14 protein-coding genes are annotated in these 17,222 nt (G+C 67.4%); 7 read left to right on the forward strand and 7 right to left on the reverse strand.

Translation table 11 applies throughout. The features are described 5' to 3' along the window. Window positions 1-4: 4 nt before the first annotated feature. The 3 genes from AAHK21_RS05080 to AAHK21_RS05090 form a co-directional block, all read right to left on the reverse strand. Window positions 5-1,330: an MFS transporter gene (locus AAHK21_RS05080; RefSeq protein WP_367856623.1), complete on the reverse strand. Its 1,326-nt coding sequence runs from the start codon at window positions 1,328-1,330 to the stop codon at window positions 5-7. 69 nt (window positions 1,331-1,399) lie between these two features. Beyond that, window positions 1,400-1,885: a response regulator gene (locus AAHK21_RS05085; protein ID WP_046856445.1), complete on the reverse strand. Its 486-nt coding sequence runs from the start codon at window positions 1,883-1,885 to the stop codon at window positions 1,400-1,402. Window positions 1,886-2,056: 171 nt separating this feature from the next. Continuing rightward, window positions 2,057-2,596 (reverse strand): sigma-70 family RNA polymerase sigma factor, encoded by a 540-nt coding sequence (locus AAHK21_RS05090; RefSeq protein WP_367858958.1) that lies wholly within the window; start codon window positions 2,594-2,596, stop codon window positions 2,057-2,059. A gap of 153 nt (window positions 2,597-2,749) precedes the next feature. On the opposite strand from AAHK21_RS05090, the gene AAHK21_RS05095 reads away from it, so the two are divergent. The 3 genes from AAHK21_RS05095 to AAHK21_RS05105 are packed head-to-tail and all read left to right on the forward strand — an operon-like array spanning window position 2,750 to window position 7,298. Continuing rightward, window positions 2,750-3,928 carry an efflux RND transporter periplasmic adaptor subunit gene (locus AAHK21_RS05095; protein WP_046856447.1) on the forward strand — a complete coding sequence of 393 codons (1,179 nt, stop codon included), beginning with the start codon at window positions 2,750-2,752 and terminating at the stop codon, window positions 3,926-3,928. A gap of 1 nt (window position 3,929) precedes the next feature. Then, window positions 3,930-5,888: a MacB family efflux pump subunit gene (locus tag AAHK21_RS05100; protein ID WP_367856624.1), complete on the forward strand. Its 1,959-nt coding sequence runs from the start codon at window positions 3,930-3,932 to the stop codon at window positions 5,886-5,888. Window positions 5,889-5,891: 3 nt separating this feature from the next. After that, window positions 5,892-7,298: an efflux transporter outer membrane subunit gene (locus AAHK21_RS05105; RefSeq protein WP_367856625.1), complete on the forward strand. Its 1,407-nt coding sequence runs from the start codon at window positions 5,892-5,894 to the stop codon at window positions 7,296-7,298. 60 nt (window positions 7,299-7,358) lie between these two features. On the opposite strand, the gene AAHK21_RS05110 is transcribed toward AAHK21_RS05105, so the two are convergent. Beyond that, a complete protein-coding gene (locus tag AAHK21_RS05110) occupies window positions 7,359-8,981 on the reverse strand; it encodes a twin-arginine translocation signal domain-containing protein (RefSeq protein WP_367856626.1) in 1,623 nt (540 codons plus the stop codon). A 147-nt stretch (window positions 8,982-9,128) separates the two neighbouring features. Between AAHK21_RS05110 and AAHK21_RS05115 the strand changes: the two genes are divergently transcribed. Beyond that, window positions 9,129-10,061 carry a siderophore-interacting protein gene (locus AAHK21_RS05115; protein WP_367856627.1) on the forward strand — a complete coding sequence of 311 codons (933 nt, stop codon included), beginning with the start codon at window positions 9,129-9,131 and terminating at the stop codon, window positions 10,059-10,061. A gap of 94 nt (window positions 10,062-10,155) precedes the next feature. On the opposite strand, the gene AAHK21_RS05120 is transcribed toward AAHK21_RS05115, so the two are convergent. The 3 genes from AAHK21_RS05120 to AAHK21_RS05130 all read right to left on the reverse strand — a co-directional run bounded on the left by AAHK21_RS05120 (window position 10,156) and on the right by AAHK21_RS05130 (window position 13,691). Further along, window positions 10,156-11,556, reverse strand: a complete 1,401-nt coding sequence (locus AAHK21_RS05120; protein ID WP_102683108.1) for an aspartate aminotransferase family protein — start codon at window positions 11,554-11,556, stop codon at window positions 10,156-10,158. A gap of 132 nt (window positions 11,557-11,688) precedes the next feature. Further along, window positions 11,689-13,011, reverse strand: a complete 1,323-nt coding sequence (locus AAHK21_RS05125) for an ATP-binding protein (protein WP_367856628.1) — start codon at window positions 13,009-13,011, stop codon at window positions 11,689-11,691. Continuing rightward, the gene (locus tag AAHK21_RS05130; protein ID WP_046856453.1) at window positions 13,008-13,691 is read right to left on the reverse strand and encodes a response regulator transcription factor; all 684 of its coding nucleotides are present in this window, start codon (window positions 13,689-13,691) and stop codon (window positions 13,008-13,010) included. Before AAHK21_RS05130 ends, AAHK21_RS05125 begins: the two co-directional genes overlap by 4 nt. Before the next feature lie 200 nt (window positions 13,692-13,891). Between AAHK21_RS05130 and dsbD the strand changes: the two genes are divergently transcribed. The 3 genes from dsbD to dsbG are packed head-to-tail and all read left to right on the forward strand — an operon-like array spanning window position 13,892 to window position 17,200. Further along, window positions 13,892-15,610: a protein-disulfide reductase DsbD gene (dsbD, locus tag AAHK21_RS05135; protein ID WP_367856629.1), complete on the forward strand. Its 1,719-nt coding sequence runs from the start codon at window positions 13,892-13,894 to the stop codon at window positions 15,608-15,610. Beyond that, complete coding sequence (locus AAHK21_RS05140; RefSeq protein ID WP_094010582.1) at window positions 15,610-16,440, forward strand: TlpA disulfide reductase family protein; 831 nt, start codon at window positions 15,610-15,612, stop codon at window positions 16,438-16,440. The genes dsbD and AAHK21_RS05140 overlap by 1 nt, the downstream gene beginning before the upstream one ends. A 1-nt stretch (window position 16,441) precedes the next feature. After that, complete coding sequence (gene dsbG / locus AAHK21_RS05145) at window positions 16,442-17,200, forward strand: thiol:disulfide interchange protein DsbG (protein WP_367856630.1); 759 nt, start codon at window positions 16,442-16,444, stop codon at window positions 17,198-17,200. The last annotated feature ends 22 nt before the right edge of the window (window positions 17,201-17,222 follow it).

A 17,222-nucleotide genomic window follows, 5' to 3' on the forward strand; every position in this document is an offset into this window, starting at 1 on the left:
CGCCTCATTTGTCACCACACATGAGCGGCATCGCCTCGACACCGAATACCAAGGGCTCGCGACGCCCGAAATACAACGCCGTCAACAGCCCGACCACCCCCATGATCAGACAAAAGCCGACACACACCCACGGGCTCCATGGCATCAGCGCGATCAGCGCAAGCGGTGTGGTGCTGGCCCACAGGGCATAGGCGATGTTGTAGGTGAAGGAGATGCCCGACACGCGGATATCGGCCGGGAACAGCCCGACCATCACGGACGGCACCACCCCCACCACGCCACAGCACAGGCCGGCCAGGGCATAGGCCAGCCAGGTCATGCCCCACTGCCCCACCAGGCTGGCGTACAACGCGCCGATGCCCAGTGGCAGCAGCAGGCTGTAGATCATCAATGCCCGCCACGCCCCCATACGGTCCACCAGCAGACCGGCCAGCACACAGCCGATATTGAGGAAGACGATACCCACGCTGCTCAGCGCGAAGGTATGCCCGGCGCTCATGCCGAAGCGCTGCTGCATCACCGTCGGGGTGATCACCACCAGTACCACCACCGCCGAGGTCAGCACGCAGGTCAGCAGTGCCGCCGGAATCAACGCTCGACGGTGTCGGCTCAGCACACTGCGCAGCGGAAATGCCACAGGTTGCTCGCGCTGCTCGCGCAACGCCAGGAATACCGGCGTTTCACTCAACCAGCGGCGCAACCAGACCCCGATCACCCCGAACACCCCACCCAACAGGAAGGGATAGCGCCAGGCGTAGTCGAGAATTTCCTGGGGCGTGAACAGCTGCGCCAGCAAGGTCGCGGTCAGCGCCCCGAGCAGATAGCCGAAGGTCAGCCCGGCCTGCAGGAAGCCCAGCGCATAGCCACGACGCCCGACTGGCGCGTGCTCGGCAACGAACGTCCAGGCACTGGGCACCTCACCGCCCACCGCCGCCCCTTGCAGTATGCGCAGCGCCAGCAGGATCAGCGGCGCGGCGTAGCCGATGTCGGCGTAGGTCGGCATCACCCCGATCAGCAGGCACGGCAGTGCCATCATCAGGATGCTCAGGCTGAACACCCGCTTGCGCCCCAGGTGATCGGCGAAATGGGCCATGAGGATGCCGCCCAGCGGCCTGGCCAGGTAACCGGTGACGAAGATCCCGAAGCTCTGCAGCAGGCGCAGCCACTCCGGCATCTCGGGCGGGAAGAACAGCTGGCTGAGCGTCAGGGCAAAGAACACGAAGATGATGAAATCGTAGATTTCCAGGGCACCACCCAGCGCGGCCAGCCCCAGGGTCCGGTGGTCGCTACGGCTGAACCGTGGCGGGCGGGTGGTATCGAGCGCAGTCATGGCAGCTTCCGCAACGTGGCAAAAGGCCAAGAGGATAGCAAAAGCCTTGGGCCTGTGGCCGCCCGTGCTTCAGGAGTTGCGGCAGAACACCGTCTGCGCGAGGTTGGTGCGCCGCCGGGAATAGTTCGAAGCCCCTGCCAGCCCCGGTGGCAGTGGCAACTGCCCGACCAGCACCGGCAGGTCGATGATCGCCATGAAAGACTCCAGCGCCTCGCTGTCGGGTGCATGGGGCAGGCTGATGCTGACCGCATGCCGATCACTCGGCGGCACTGCCGGCACTTTCAGGTGCGGCGAGTGGTACAGCAGCGCGTGCTGAATCTGCGAACTGACCCGGCAGAAGCGCGCCAGGTCGACCCCCGCATGGCTGGCCAGCTCGATGTTGCCCACCAGCAGGTTGAACGGTTGCAAGGCACTGTGCACCAGGCGCTGCAGGTCATCGAAGCTCTCGACAGGGGCGATCCGGTAATAACCCAGGCCATTGAGCATCCTTTCCAGCTGCAGGCGCTGGGCGGGATGCTCGTCGGCGATGAGGATGCGCATGGATTTGTTAGGCATCGTCCGGACCTGGGCAGTGGGGTAATGACGGTGGCTCCATGACCATACTGCGCCGGGAACGGCAACGTCAGGCGCAACGCCTGGACGGGGGGTCTTTATTGATAGTTGTCGTGAACCCGTGAGAAATCAAGTCGCCGGCTCACGGAATTTTCACATCCGCCAGCAGCCCGCTCAGGACTCCCACTGGCGCATGCGCACGCGACAGTGCTTCATCGCGTTGACGATGTGCTTTTCCACGACGCTGCGGGAAATGTCCAGGCGCTCGGCGATCTGCTGGTGCGACAGGCCCTCGAGCTTGCGCAGCAGGAAACTGTCACGACAAGGCGCGCTCAGCTCGCCCAAGGCCTGCTGCATCAGCGCCAGACGCTGGTCGAGCTGCATGCTGTGGGTCGGGGCGGGGCTGTGCCAGCGTTCGTCGCTGTCGAGCACCTCGAGCGGCTCGGCCTGACGCACCTGGTGGCGCCGGTGATGATCGACCACCAGGTTCATCGCCGTGCGATAAAGAAACGCGCGCGGGTGTTCGATACGCTCGCCTTCCGTGCGCTCCAGCACCCGGATATAGGCATCATGGGCGACGTCTTCGGCCGCCTGGCGATTGCCAAGCCGGGCGGACAGAAAGCTCACCAACTCGCGATAATAATGTTCCACGACGGCACCTGTCGTCTCCCTGCTCGAGCGCTGGTAGGCAGGCGCAGCGGGTCTGGATAATATCAGTGTGCGATCTTACAAATTATAATTATTCGCAGCAACACACAGACCACCCCCTTCCCGCGTTAAATCGCCAACTATCACATTCGTTTAACTGGGACCCCCGAGCGCATGCCCCGTGCGGCACTCGGCCACTACCTCCGGCTGGAAGCCCGCATGACACGCACATCCAATACCCGCCGCCGAGTGTTGTTCGGCGCCCTGGGCCTGGCCGGCCTCGGCAGCCTGGTAGCCTGGCAGGTCCTGCCGCTCGGTGGCGCACCGGTCAGCACCGTGCCGGTGCTGCGCGCCGACATCGAAAGCAGCGTCACAGCGCTGGGCACCCTGCAACCGCGACGCTACGTCGACGTCGGCGCCCAGGCCTCGGGGCAGATTCGCAAGCTGCATGTGGAGGCCGGTGACGAAGTGCGCCAGGGCCAGTTGCTGGTGGAAATCGACCCGTCCACGCAACAGGCCAAGCTCGATGCCGGCCGTTACTCGATCGAGAACCTCAAGGCCCAGCTGGCCGAACAGCGTGCGCAATACCAGCTTGCCCAGCAGCAGTACCAGCGTCAGAACGGCCTGGCCGCCGCCGGCGCCACCCGCCAGGAAGACCTGCAGACGGCACAGGCGCAACTGAAGGTGACCCAGGCCCGCATCGACATGTACCTGGCGCAGATCCGCCAGGCCCAGGCCAGCCTGCGCAGCGACGAGGCAGAACTGGGCTACACGCGCATCTACGCCCCCATGAGCGGTACCGTGGTGGCGGTGGATGCCCGCGAAGGCCAGACCCTCAATGCCCAGCAGCAGACCCCGCTGATACTGCGGATCGCCAAGCTCTCGCCGATGACCGTCTGGGCCCAGGTGTCCGAAGCCGACATCGGCAAGGTCAAACCGGGCATGACCGCCTATTTCAACACCCTGGCCGGCGGCAAGCGCCGCTGGACCAGCACCGTGCGCCAGATCCTGCCGGTACCGCCCAAGCCGCTGGACCAGACCAGCCAGGGCGGTGGCAGCCCGGCCAGCGCCACCGCCGGCACTACCGGCAGCAAGGTGGTGCAATACACCGTGCTGCTGGACGTGGACAACCCCGACGGCGCCCTGATGGCGGAGATGACCACCCAGGTGTTCTTCGTCGCCGGGCAAGCCAGCCAGGTGCTCAGCGTGCCCCTGGCCGCGCTGGACGACACCCCCGGCGACGGCGTGCGCCTGGCCCAGGTGCTGAACAGCAAGGGTCAGGTCGAGGCACGCCAGGTGCGCACCGGTTTGAGCGACCGCCTGCGGGTGCAGGTGCTCGAAGGCCTGAACGAAGGCGAGCGCCTGGTCATCGGCCTGCCTGCCGCCAGTGGGGGTTGAGATGGCCACGCCCCTGATCGAGCTGTGCGACATCCGCAAGGTCTACGGCGGTGTCGATTCGCCCAGGGTCGAGGTGTTGCGCGGCATCAGCCTGAGCATCCACCCCGGCGAGTTCGTCGCCATCGTCGGCGCCTCGGGCTCCGGCAAATCGACCTTGATGAACATCCTCGGCTGCCTCGACCGCCCCACCTCGGGCAGCTACCGCTTCGCAGGCCGGGACGTGGCCGAACTGGACAGCGACGAGCTGGCCTGGCTGCGTCGCGAAGCCTTCGGCTTCGTGTTCCAGGGCTATCACCTGATCCCTTCGGGCTCGGCCCAGGAGAACGTCGAGATGCCGGCCATCTACGCCGGCACCCCGCCCGCCGAGCGCCATGCCCGCGCCCACGCCCTGCTCGAGCGCCTGGGCCTGGCCAGCCGCACCGGCAACCGCCCGCACCAGTTGTCCGGCGGCCAGCAGCAGCGGGTGTCGATCGCCCGGGCGCTGATGAACGGCGGGCACATCATCCTCGCCGACGAGCCCACCGGCGCCCTCGACAGCCACAGCGGCGCCGAGGTGATGACCCTGCTCGACGAACTGGCCAGCCAGGGCCATGTGATCATCCTCATCACCCACGACCGCGAAGTCGCGGCCCGCGCCCAGCGCATCATCGAAGTGCGCGACGGCGAAGTGGTCAGCGACTCGCCCAGCCAGCCATCGGCCAACATCCCCCGGCAATTGCAGGCCGACGACCTGCGCCAGCGCCTGGACCGCGGCGCCACCCAGCGCGGCGCCTGGAAAGGCGAACTGGTCGAGTCCCTGCAGGCTGCCTGGCGGGTAATGTGGATCAACCGCTTCCGCACCGCGCTGACCCTGCTCGGCATCATCATCGGGGTCGCCTCGGTGGTGGTCATGCTCGCGGTCGGCGAAGGCAGCAAGCGCCAGGTCATGGCGCAGATGGCCGCATTCGGCTCGAACATCCTCTACCTCAACGGCAAGCACTCCTCCGAGGAACTGATGGGCATCGTCACCCTCGACGATGTCGATGCCATCGGCGAACTGCCCCAGGTCAAACGGGTCATGCCGGTGATCGGCGACAAGCTCATGGTGCGCCACGGCAACAAGGGCGAGCAGTTCTACGTTGGCGGCAACAACACCTGGTTCCCCGAGATATTCAACTGGCCCGTGGTCGAGGGCAGCTTCTACAGCGAGGCCGACGAAGCCAACGGCGCCGCCGTGGCCGTGATCGGGCAGAAGGTGCGTGACAAGATGTTCGGCCCGGGCAGCAATCCGCTCGGGCAGTACCTGCTGATCGGCAACGTGCCGTTCCAGGTGATCGGCGTGCTCCAGGGCAAAGGCGCCAGCTCCGGCAGCGAGGACAGCGACGAACGCGTGGTGGTGCCCTACTCCGCCGCCTCCATCCGCCTGTTCGGCAGCCGCGACCCGGAGTACGTCACCATCGCCGCCCTGGACTCCAGCCGGGTGAAGGAGACCGAGCAGGCGATCGAGCGCCTGATGCTGCAGCGTCACCAGGGCAAGAATGACTTCGTCCTGACCAACGACGCCGCGCTGATCCAGGCCGAGGCCCGCACGCAGAACAGCCTGTCGCTGATGCTCGGCGCGATTGCCGCGATCTCCCTGCTGGTGGGTGGCATCGGCGTGATGAACATCATGCTCATGACCGTGCGCGAACGCACCCGCGAGATCGGCATCCGCATGGCCACCGGCGCGCGCCAGCGCGACATCCTGCGCCAGTTCCTCACCGAGGCGGTGATGCTGTCGATGGTCGGCGGCGTGACCGGCATCGTCCTGGCCCTGGCCATCGGCGGCAGCCTGTTGCTGGCCGACATCGCCGTGGCCTTCGCCCTGCCCGCCATCCTCGGCGCCTTTGCCTGCGCCGTGATCACTGGCGTGGTGTTCGGTTTCATGCCGGCCCGCAAGGCCGCCCGCCTCGACCCGGTCAAGGCCCTTACCAGCGAATAACCCATGACGATCCCCTGCCGTATCAGCTTGCTGGCCCTGAGCCTTGGCCTGGCCGCCTGCAGCACCCCGCCGCCACCTGCGGCGAACATCGACGCCCCGCCGGCCTGGCAAGGGCCGACCAGCGCCAACCAGGCCCTGCCGGACAACCAGTGGTGGCGCGCCTTTGCCAGCCAGGAACTGGACCGGCTGGTCGAACGCGCGCGCTCGAACAGCCACGATCTGGCGGCGGCGGCGGCGCGGGTGCGCAAGGCCCAGGCCCTCGCGGTGATCGCCGGCGCGCCATTACTGCCAGAAGTACAGCTCGGCCTGGATGGCAGCCGCCAGCGCCTGTTGCGCGGTGAAGGCAACAGCCAGCTCGACGCCAGCAGCAGCGAGCGCACCAGCACCTCGTTCGGCACCCGCCTGAGCGCCAGCTACGAGATCGATTTCTGGGGCGGCCTGCGCGCCACCCGTGACAGCGCGCTGCGCAGCCTGGATGCCAGCCGTTTCGATCGCCAGACCGTCGAGCTGACCCTGGTCAGCGCCGTGGCCGACAGCTACCTGCAAGGCCTGGCACTCGACGAGCAACTGCGCATCGCCCGGCTCAACCTGGACAATGCCCGCGACGTGCTGGGCCTGGTCGAAGCCCGCGAACGTTCTGGCTCGGCCACCCGCCTGGAACTGGCCCAGCAGCGCAGCCTGGTGGCGGCCCAGGAACGCCAGCTGCCGTTGCTCGAACAGCGTCGCCAGGACAACCGCATCGTCCTCGCCACCCTGCTGGGCGACCCGGTGCAGGCCCTGCCCGACAATCGCGAAATGATCGGCAACGTACAGTGGCCGAGCATTGGCAGCGGCGTGCCCAGCGAACTGCTCGGCCGGCGGCCGGACATCGCCGCAGCGGAGGCGCGCCTGGCGGCCGCCAGCGCCAACATCCAGGTGGCCCGGGCGGCCATGCTGCCTCGCCTGATACTCGGTGCGAACCTGGGCAGCGGTGCGCGCACCCTGCCCAATGTCTTCGACAGCCCCTACTACACCCTGACTGCCGGCCTCGCCGCGCCGATCTTCAACAACGGTCGCCTCAGCGCCGCACGGGACCAGGCCAGCGCCGAACAGGAGGAATTGCTGGAGCTGTACCGCGGCAGCATCCTGGCGGGCTTCGCGGATGTGGAAAAAGCCTTGAACGCCATCGCCGGTGTTGAGCGCCAGCGCCGCTGGCAGGACCAGGAGGTGGAGCAGGCACGCATCGCCTTCGACCTGGCCCAGCAACGTTACGCCGCTGGCGCCGAGACCCTGCTGACGGTGCTCGAAACCCAGCGCACGCTGTATCTGGCCCAGGACCAGCAGGCGCAGCTGCGCCTGGAGCAGTTGCAGGGCAGCGTGGCGCTGTACAAGGCATTGGGTGGGGGCTGGCAGGCGCCGGTCAAGCTGTAGGGCACGCGACAAATCCCTGCAGGCGCGGGTTTGCCCGCGCTTGCAGGGGCATGGGGTGCATCAGGGCACGATGTTCTTCAGTGACAGGTGGCGCGCGTACCAGGGGCGTTGCGGCACCTTGCGCAGCAGGCTATCCAGCTTTTCTTCGTTACCGAACGTGATACGCAGGGCCAGCTTCATGGTCTCCACGTCCATCTCCACCGACTTGCCCAGGCGCATGCCTGGCTGCGTGCTGCAGCCATGGGTGTCCGGGCCCAGCCACGGGTCGCCGGCTTCGACCCAGCGGCCCGGGGCGAACCAGGGCACGCCATTGACCTCCAGGCGCCGTACCTGGCCGGGGTGATAGCGTTCATGGGCACGGAACCAGTCGTCGATGCGGTCGTCGATCCAACCATGGAAACCCCAGAACACCGGATTGACATGGGACGAGAACGGGTCGCCGAGAAAATCGTTCTCGGGCTCGAACCAGCGCGCGGCAAAGTCGGCCTGGTCACGGGCGAACGGCACCGGCGCGCCATTGTTCGGATCACGCGGCACCGACGCCCAGCACATGTGCAGCCAGTCGTGCAGGTTCATCTCCAGTTCCGAACCGAAGGCCCCAAGGGTCAGCTTCGACAGGTACAACGGGTCCTGGTACTGCGACTCCCACACCTGGAAGTTACTGCAATAGGTTTCGCCGGCCTTGATCGCCCCGACCCACTGGCCATAGGCCTCGTCGCCCGGCGCCTGCCAGGTCGGCGGCACACAGTAGCCGTCGTGGTTGTCGAAATAACGGGCAAAACCTGCGCGGTCGAACTCGACGCTCGGCTGCGGCAGCGGGAAGCGCTGCCAGGAGGGCAAGTCCTGCAAGGTGCGCGCATACATCAGCATATGCCGGTGCATGAACAGGAAATCGATACCCGAGCCATTGCGGTGCTTGCGCGGGCCACGGGCATCGCGCTCATGGTCCCTTGGCCCGGGCTGCCAGCCCAGGCCACGCAGGGCGTCCTGCTTGTTCTGCGGCAACTTGTGCCACTGGTCACGGGTGGCATGCCAGAGCTGATGGAACAAGCGGTGTTCGGCACCGACCACCCAGGCCAGCATCTCGGGGGTGTACGGCAGGCGCTCACGGGCCTCGGGGAACAACCGCTTGACCGCGACGAAGCGGCTGTCGGGCACCGGCAGGGTCAGCGGCCGATCCAGACGCTGCACGCGCCCGGTCAGGGTGCCGCTGCCGGCATTGGCGAACTCGGCCCAGACTTCGTCCAGACTGGCCACGCACTCATAGCCCGGCCCGCCATGCTGGTTGACCAGGCGCCAGCGCACCTGCGCGCTGCTGGCGCCGACCAGGTCGCCCAGCACCCGGTAGGCCGGCTCGCCAGCCCCACGCAAGCGCTCGCCGGTATCGACGAAACCGCGCAGGCCACGCCCCTTGGTGGCGACGTCGAGGAACATCTCGACACCTTGCTCGGGCAGCCCATCCAGGCCGCGCTCGGCACCCTCGAAGCGGATTTCCCAGACGCCGCGCAGTTGGTCCGCGAGCATCTGGCCTGCGTAGTCGGCCAGCTCGACGCTGGCTTCCCCAGGCGTGACGATGTCGTCCTCGGGATCATGGGTCAGTTGCTTGTGCGCGTAATAGGCCGCCGTGCCTGTGGCGCCCGCCACAGCCAGGCCGGCGATGAATCCTCGTCGGGAAATTGTCATTGCGCCTCAATCCGTCTTCGCGTGCCGCGACTGCTATCCAAGCTAGAACGTAGGCGGGCCAGGGAAATTTAGGCGCGGCACACCCCGGCTAATTAACCGCGCAGTGCGCTCGTCTGATGGGTATCTCCCGCTGACAGAGGCATGCCCATGACCTCCCCGCTTGCCCGCCTGGCACCTGCTGCCCAGGCCACGCCCTACCGGCTCTTCGACCTCGACCTCAAGGCCATCGAACCCCTGAGCCCCTCACTGACGCGCTTCGTCTTCACCGGCGAGGACGTCGCGCAGATGACCACTTTGGCCCCCGACCAGCGTGTGAAGTTGCTGTTCCCGACACCCGCCGGCGCGCCATCCAACCTGCCCAAGCACGCGCAATGGCAGCAGGCGCGGCGCGAACTGCCGGCGCAAGACATGCCGCCCATGCGCACCTACACCATCCGCGCCCTGCGCCGCGAGGCGCTGGAGGTGGATGTGGACTTTGTCCTGCACGGCGTCAATGGCCCCGCCTCGGCCTGGGCCACCCATGCCCGCGTCGGCGACCGCCTGCAGATGGTCGCACCCAACCTGGCGTATGCCGACGACCCCGGCGGCTATGAATGGAAGCCGCCACGCAGCGCCCGGCGCATTCTGCTGATCGGCGACGAAACCGCCCTGCCGGCGATTGCCGGCATCCTCGAACAACTGGCCACGACCGCGCCGGAGCTGGCAGTGGAAGCCTTCATCGAAGTCCCGTTGGAAGCCGACTGTCTCGACCTGCGCCAGAGCCCGGCCACCCGCCTGCACTGGCTGCCACGCGACCTGCTGCGCAGCGAGCACGGCCAAGGCATGCAGCACGCCGTGCGCGAGCTGGCCAGCCTGCCAGCGCTGCGTGGCGCGTCGACGGTCGAGCTGGAAGACGTGGATATCGACGAAAGCATCCTGTGGGAACAGGCCTGCGGCGAACACGGCGACTTCCATGCCTGGATCGCCGGAGAATCGGGGACTGTCATGGATATCCGCCGCTACCTGATCAAGGAGCGCGGACTGCCGCGAGAAAGCCTGACGCTGATGGGCTACTGGCGCGCCGGGCGCGTGTTCGACTGAACATGAACAGGGGCGCTTGCGCCCCATCGCCGGCTTGCCGGCGATGGGGCGCTGACCAGCAATAGACGAAGGGGCTGAACGCAGCCCCGGAACATCAACCGGCCTTGACCGCCGCCGCGACGGCTTCGGCAAATCTGGCGGCCACTTCATCGATCTGCTCGGCACTGATGATCAACGGCGGCAGGAAGCGCACCACAGCACCATGGCGGCCGCCCAGCTCGAGAATCAGGCCGCGGCGCAGGCACTCGCGCTGTACCTTCGGCGCCAGGCTGCGGCATGCCGGCGGATGCCCCTGCGCGTCGCGCTTGCCCGCCGGGTCCACCAGCTCCACGCCCAGCATCAAGCCACGGCCACGAATGTCGCCGAGTTGCGGATAGTCCTGCTGCAACCGCTGCAGGTGCCCGCGCAGGCGCTGGCCCATGGCCTCGGCGTGCTCGCACAGGCGGTGCTCGACCAGGTACTTCATCACCGCAGAGCCCGCCGCCATGGCCATCTGATTGCCACGGAAGGTGCCGGCATGGGCGCCCGGCGACCACTGGTCGAGCCAGTCGCGGTAGACCATCACCGCCAGCGGCAGGCTGCCGCCGATGGCCTTGGACAGGGTGACCACGTCAGGCACGATGCCGGCGTGCTCGAAGGCGAACATCTTGCCGGTGCGGGCGAAGCCGCTCTGGATCTCGTCGACGATCAGCGCCACCCCAGCCTGCTCGGTGATCCGGCGCAGCCCGCGCAGCCACTCGATATCGGCAGGGATCACACCGCCCTCGCCCTGCACCACCTCGACGATCACCGCCGCCGGCAGCGCCACCCCGGCTTCGGGGTCGTTCAGCAGGTTTTCCAGGTAGTGCAGGTTGGCGCGCACGCCCGCCTCGCCACCCAGGCCGAACGGGCAACGGTAGTCATAGGGGTAAGGCAGGAACTGCACGCCATTGTTCAGCAGCGCGCCAAGTGGCTTTTTCGGCCCCAGGCTGCCCATGAGGCTCAGGGCGCCCTGGGTCATGCCATGGTAGGCGCCCTGGAACGCCAGCACGGTGCTGCGCCCGGTCACGGTACGCACCAGCTTGAGCGCGGCCTCCACCGCATCGGTACCGGTCGGGCCGCAGAACTGGATCTTGGCTTCGCCGCGCAGGCCCTCGGGCAACAGGCCGAACAGGTCCTGGACGAACTGGTCCTTGACCGGCGTGGTCAGGTCCAGGGTATGCAGTGGCAGCTCGTCGGCCAGCACGCGCTGGATGGCGTCGATCACCACCGGATGGTTGTGGCCCAAAGCCAGCGTACCGGCACCGGCCAGGCAGTCGATGAACTGGCGGCCCTCGACGTCCTCGACGTACAGGCCACGGGCGCGCTTGAGCGCCAGCGGGATGCGCCGCGGGTAGCTGCGGGCGTTGGACTCCTGCTGTTGCTGGCGCAGCAGCAGGGGTGAGTCCTCGAATTCGTACAGCGGGCGCGGCGCGGTGGCCGGCAGCACCTGGGCAAGGCTGGAAGCGGTCGACATCGGAAAATCCCTCGCAAGCAAGCGAATGTGCCCGCCACGCGCCCTGTAACCGGATGTGTGTCGGGTTCTTATCGCTTGAAAAACGCTTCAGCGAGGTGCGGATTTAGCGGTTGCCGTCGGATTTGTTGCGGATCAACTCCCTGAGCGCGCCGGCACCTGCAGGCGCACCCGCAAGCCATCGGCCTGGCTGTCGAAACGCAGGCTGCCGGCACAGCGCTGGACGATGGCCTGGACGATCGCCAGCCCCAGGCCGCAGCCACCGCTCTGGCCGTTGCGCCAGAAGCGCTCGGTCAAGTGTTCGAGATCGCCCTGCGCGATACCCGGGCCATGGTCGCGGACGAGGAAATCCACCTGGCCGTCCTGTGCCTGCACATCCAGCTCCACGGCGGCATCGCCGCCATGGCGCAGGGCGTTGTCCAGCAGGTTGCGCAGTGCCGCCACCGCCAGCGGCGCCGGCATGCTCAGGTAGACCTTGGCCGCCTCCTCGGGCAGATGCAGGTGAATGCGCCGGTTGTCGCCGCCACCGGCATCCTCGATGGCCTGCCGGGCAACCTGGGCGGCACTGCACTGCACGCCGTCATCGAACGACAGGCTGCCCTCGACCCGCGCCAGCATCAGCAACTGCTCCAACGTGCGGTGCATGCGGTCGGTACCCTGCTCGGCGTGCTCCAGGGCTTGTTCGCGCACCGCGCCGTCGGTCATGCGCGCCACCTGCAGGTGGGTCTTGATCGCGGTCAACGGGCTGCGCAGTTCGTGGGCGGCGTCGTCGGTCAGGCGGCGTTCGCGCTCGAGGGTCTGGGCGATGCGCAGGAACAGCTGGTTCTGGGTATCGAGCAACGGTTGCAGCTCGCTGGGCAACCCGGCCACCTGCAAGGGTTCGACACTGTCGGCGCGGCGCCTGCGCAAGGCATCGCGCATGCGATTGAGCGGTTCCAGGCCTTTGCCCAGGCCGATCCACAACAACCCCAGGCTGCCCAGCAGGGCCATGAGCACCGGTGCCGAGGCCGCCAGCAGGATCGACTGGTTCAGCGCCTCGCGCTCCTGGTGACGATCGGCGGTGGTGATACGCACGTCGCCATGGTTGTAGGTGAAGGTACGCCATGAGGCGCCATCGATGGTCTGGTCACGGAACCCGCTGCGCTCGTCGTCCATGGCGCCATCGTGCTTGTGGTTGCTGGCGAGGATCTCGCCGCGCAACGAGCTGACCTGGCAGGCCATGCCATCCGGCACGCTGAACTGGTCGGCGGAGAAATGCGCATCCTGGCCCTTGGCGGTCAGCGGCTGCGGCAATTGGTCGATCAGCCCCGCGACCATGCGTGCCGAGGCCACCAGCCGCTGGTCGAGGGAGAACATCATCTGCTGGCGCAGGTCACGCAGCATCCACGCTGCCGCCAGCACCCAGATGACGATGAACACGCTGCCGAGGATCAGCGACAGGCGTACCCGCAGGCTCATGATGCGGCCTCCTCCGGCGCCTGGGCCGGGCCCAGGCGGTAACCCAGGCCGCGCACGGTCTCGACGATGCTGTTGCCCAGCTTGCGCCGCAGATGGTGGATGTGCACGTTCAGCGCATTGCTCTCGACTTCGTCGCCGAAGCCATAGACGCAGTCCTTGAGCTGCTCGCTGGAGAGCACGCGCCCCGGGTTCTGCAGCAACGCCTGGAGCAGCGCCTGCTCGCGCCGCGACAGGTCCAGTGGCCGGCCAGCCAGGCTCGCCTCGCAACTGCTGGGGTCGTAGCGCAGCGGGCCATGCTCGATCACGTTCACTGCCCGCCCGGCCACCCGGCGCAGCAGGGTGTGCAGGCGGGCGGCCAGTTCGCGCAGGTCGAAGGGTTTGAGCAGGTAATCGTCGGCACCGGCCTGCAGGCCATCGACCCGGTCGGTGACCGCGTCACGGGCGGTGAGCACCAGCACTGGCAGGATCTCGCCCTGCTGGCGCAGGCGGCGCAGCAGCTTCAGGCCGTCTTCGTCGGGCAGGCCCAGGTCAAGGATCATCACGTCGAACTTGGCGGTCTGCAGCATCTGTCGTGCCTGCGAGGCGCTGGCCACCCGGTCCACGGTCAGGCCTTGGGCCGAGAGGCCGGCGCAGATGCCGCTGGCGATCAGGTCGTCGTCCTCGCAGAGCAGAACGTGCATGGGGGAGCTCCTGGGTAGGGAAGATGGCATTGCACAGGTTGATCATTAAGGGGGGATTATGAACCGGTTTGGCGACGTTCGTCGGGCTGATAGCATCGGGCGCTGCAACGCTCCCAACGACGATCCCAGGATCAGCTTAACCTTCAGTTAATAACCCAAGGCCAGCATGGCCTTCTTCAAAGTTCTGCCAAGGCGTCGACATGCGTGTTCTCCTGCTTTTCCTGACATTCCTGCTCGCCGGCCCCCTACAGGCCAACCCGTTCGCGGTCAAACCGGACTTCCTGCCGGTGAACGAAGCCTTCGTGCTGACCCACGACCGTCTGGAAAACGGCCAGATGCGCCTGCATTTCCAGATCAAGGACGGCTACTACCTTTATCAGAAACGCCTGAAGTTCGACGGCCTGCCCCCCGAGCAGCACCCACCCCTGCCCCAGGCCGAGAACCACCACGACGAGTTCTTCGGTGACAGCGCGGTCTACCGCACCGAACTCGAGCTGCTGCTGCCGGCCAGCGCCAGCGGTGAACTGCGCCTGGGCTGGCAAGGCTGTGCGGACGCAGGGCTATGTTATCCGCCGCAGACCACCCCGATCGCCCTTGGCGGGGCGGCTGCGGCAACGCCGGCTGCCGACCAGGCCAGCGACCAGGCCCTGGCCGGCACCCTGCAGCAGGACAGCCTGGCCTGGAGCCTGCTGGCCTTCTTCGGCCTGGGCCTGCTGCTGGCCTTCACCCCCTGCTCGCTGCCGATGCTGCCGATCCTCGCCGGGCTGGTCCTGGGCAATGGCGCCAGCGCTCGGCGTGGCTGGTGGCTGGCCGGCGTCTATGTGTTGAGCATGGCCCTGGTGTACGCCGCACTCGGCGTGATCGCCGCGCTGCTGGGCGCCAGCCTGCAGGCCTGGCTGCAACAACCCTGGCTGCTGGGTAGCCTGGCGGGGCTGTTCGTGCTGCTCGCCCTGCCGATGTTCGGCGCTTTCGAACTGCAACTGCCAGCCGCCCTGCGTGACCGCCTGGACCGCGCCGGCCAAGGCACCCGTGGCGGCAACCTGTATGGCGCGGCGCTGCTGGGCGCCCTGTCGGGCTTGCTGCTGGGCCCCTGCATGACCGCGCCACTGGCCGGCGCGCTGCTGTTCATCGCCCAGAGCGGCGACGTGCTGCAAGGGGCACTGGTGCTGTTCGCCCTCGGCCTGGGCATGGGTGTCCCGCTGTTGCTGCTAGTCACCCTGGGCAATCGCTACCTGCCACGCCCGGGCGCCTGGATGAACCTGGTCAAGGGCTTGTTTGGCTTCGTGTTCCTGGCCATGGCCCTGTACACCGTGCGCGGCCTGTTGCCGGAAACGCTGGTACTGGCCCTGGCTGGCGCCTGGTTGATTGCCCTGGGCTGGGCCGCCTGGCCTGCCCTGCAGCGTTTGCCCGCCTTGCGTGCGATCCCCCTGCTGGGCGCGCTGTGGGGTGGCCTGCTGCTGGTGGGCGCCGCAGCCGGTGGCAACGATGTGTGGCAGCCTTTGCAGCCTTTTGCCGGCAAGAGCACGGCCGCGGCCCCCGCCAGCGGCCACGACGCCTTTGTCACCGTCAGCGCACCGGCCGAGCTGCAACGTGAACTCGATGCCGCCAAAGCCCGTGGCCAATGGGTGCTGGTGGACTATTACGCCGACTGGTGCGTGTCGTGCAAAGTCATGGAGAAGCAGGTGTTCGCCCGTGCCGATGTCCAGGCCAGCCTTGACGATGTGCACCTGCTGCGCCTGGATGTGACCGCCGACTCCCCGGCCAGCCGCGAGCTGCTGCAACGCTACCAGGTCCCGGGCCCGCCCAGCCTGATCTGGGTCGGCCCGGAGGGCGAGGAACGTCGCGCCCGCCGCATCACCGGTGAAATCGACGCCGCCGGGTTCCTCCAGCACTGGGCCCAGACCAGGAGCCAAGGCTGATGCTCACCATCACCCTCGGGCCGCTGACCATGGCCCTCAACCACCTGCTGCTGCTTGCCGCACTGGGCATCGCCAGCCTGGTCGGCTGGCGGGTCGCAAGGCGCGGCGGCGAAAACCCCGAGTCGGCGCTGTTCAACCTGTTCCTGCTGGGCTTGCTGTTCGCCCGCCTGGGTTTTGTCCTCGCCTACTGGCCGATGTACCGTGACGACCCGCTGCAGATCATCGATATCCGCGACGGCGGCTTCCTGCTCTGGGGCGGGCTGCTGGGCATCGTCCTCGGCACCCTGTGGCAAGGCTGGCGCCGCCCAGGCCTGCGCCGCCCGCTGGGCTGGGCGCTGTTCAGCGGCGCCCTGTTCTGGGGGCTCGCCAGCCTGGCCAGCCACCTCTACAGCAAGGGCACCGAGCTGCCCGACATGAGCCTGCGCGACAGCCGTGGCCAGGCAGTGGCCCTGCACGACTACCGCGGCCGGCCGCTGGTGATCAACATCTGGGCCACCTGGTGCCCACCCTGCCGCCGCGAGATGCCGGTGCTGCAACAGGCCGAGGACGACTATCCCCACGTGACCTTCCTGTTCGTCAACCAGGGTGAGACCCCCGAGAACGTCAGCACCTTCATGGCCACCACCGGCCTGACCCTCTCCAACGTGCTGTTCGACGGCACCGGCGAGCTGGCCCGCAAGGTCGGCTCCATGGCCCTGCCCACCACCCTGTTCTACAACGCCGAAGGGCGGCTGGTCGGCAGCCACCTGGGCGAACTGTCGCGCGCCAGCCTGCGCCACGCCCTGGAACCCTTCGAACGCGCCAATGCGCCCGCCCCACAAGGAAACTGACATGCGATTGAATGCGCTGCTGCCCCTGACCCTCGCCCTGCTCGCCACACCCACGCTGCAAGCCGAGGAGCTGCCCAAGGCGATCCAGCAACTGCAGGCCAAGGGCGCCGTGATCAAGGGCAGCTTCGACGCCCCCAACGGGCTGCGCGGCTATGCCGCCGAGTATCACAACAACGGCATCGCCCTGTACCTCACCCCCGACGGCAAGCACGTCCTGGTCGGCAGCCTGTTCGACGAGCAAGGCAAGGACCTCAGTGCCGAGCCGCTGGAAAAACTGGTGTACGCACCGATGAGCAAGGCCGTGTGGGCGAAAATGGAAAAGACCGCCTGGATCCAGGACGGCAAGGTCGACGCGCCGCGTACCGTCTACCTGTTCAGCGACCCCAACTGCCCCTACTGCAACATGTTCTGGCAACAGGCCCGGCCTTGGGTCGAATCGGGCAAGGTGCAGCTGCGCCACATCATGGTCGGCATCATCCGCGAGGACAGCCCGGGCAAGTCCGCCGCGCTGCTCGCGGCCAAGGACCCGGCCAAGGCCTTGCAGGAACACGAGAAGGCCGGCAAGGCCAGCACGCTCAAGGCACTGGACAAGGTGCCGGAGGCGGTGCAGAAGAAGCTCGAGGCGAACCTGGCGCTGATGGAAGAACTGGGCCTGGCGGCAACCCCGGCGATCTTCTATCAGGACGAGCAGGGGCAGCTGCAGAGCCAGCAAGGCGCGCCGCGGCCGGAGATGCTCGGGAAGATCCTCGGCAAACGCTGAAAACCATCGCGGGGCAAGCGGC

This window comes from Pseudomonas sp. TE50-2 (assembly GCF_040813665.1).
GTDB classification, from domain to species: Bacteria; Pseudomonadota; Gammaproteobacteria; order Pseudomonadales; family Pseudomonadaceae; genus Aquipseudomonas; species Aquipseudomonas soli.

Excerpts from the sequence above, each read along its gene's own strand:
- AAHK21_RS05080 (WP_367856623.1), bottom strand. The coding sequence starts at position 1,330 with ATGACTGCGCTCGATACCACCCGCCCGCCACGGTTCAGCCGTAGCGAC.
- AAHK21_RS05085 (WP_046856445.1), bottom strand. The coding sequence starts at position 1,885 with ATGCCTAACAAATCCATGCGCATCCTCATCGCCGACGAGCATCCCGCC.
- AAHK21_RS05095 (WP_046856447.1), top strand. The coding sequence starts at position 2,750 with ATGACACGCACATCCAATACCCGCCGCCGAGTGTTGTTCGGCGCCCTG.
- AAHK21_RS05100 (WP_367856624.1), top strand. The coding sequence starts at position 3,930 with ATGGCCACGCCCCTGATCGAGCTGTGCGACATCCGCAAGGTCTACGGC.
- AAHK21_RS05105 (WP_367856625.1), top strand. The coding sequence starts at position 5,892 with ATGACGATCCCCTGCCGTATCAGCTTGCTGGCCCTGAGCCTTGGCCTG.
- AAHK21_RS05110 (WP_367856626.1), bottom strand. The coding sequence starts at position 8,981 with ATGACAATTTCCCGACGAGGATTCATCGCCGGCCTGGCTGTGGCGGGC.
- AAHK21_RS05115 (WP_367856627.1), top strand. The coding sequence starts at position 9,129 with ATGACCTCCCCGCTTGCCCGCCTGGCACCTGCTGCCCAGGCCACGCCC.
- AAHK21_RS05120 (WP_102683108.1), bottom strand. The coding sequence starts at position 11,556 with ATGTCGACCGCTTCCAGCCTTGCCCAGGTGCTGCCGGCCACCGCGCCG.
- AAHK21_RS05125 (WP_367856628.1), bottom strand. The coding sequence starts at position 13,011 with ATGAGCCTGCGGGTACGCCTGTCGCTGATCCTCGGCAGCGTGTTCATC.
- AAHK21_RS05130 (WP_046856453.1), bottom strand. The coding sequence starts at position 13,691 with ATGCACGTTCTGCTCTGCGAGGACGACGACCTGATCGCCAGCGGCATC.
- dsbD (WP_367856629.1), top strand. The coding sequence starts at position 13,892 with ATGCGTGTTCTCCTGCTTTTCCTGACATTCCTGCTCGCCGGCCCCCTA.
- AAHK21_RS05140 (WP_094010582.1), top strand. The coding sequence starts at position 15,610 with ATGCTCACCATCACCCTCGGGCCGCTGACCATGGCCCTCAACCACCTG.
- dsbG (WP_367856630.1), top strand. The coding sequence starts at position 16,442 with ATGCGATTGAATGCGCTGCTGCCCCTGACCCTCGCCCTGCTCGCCACA.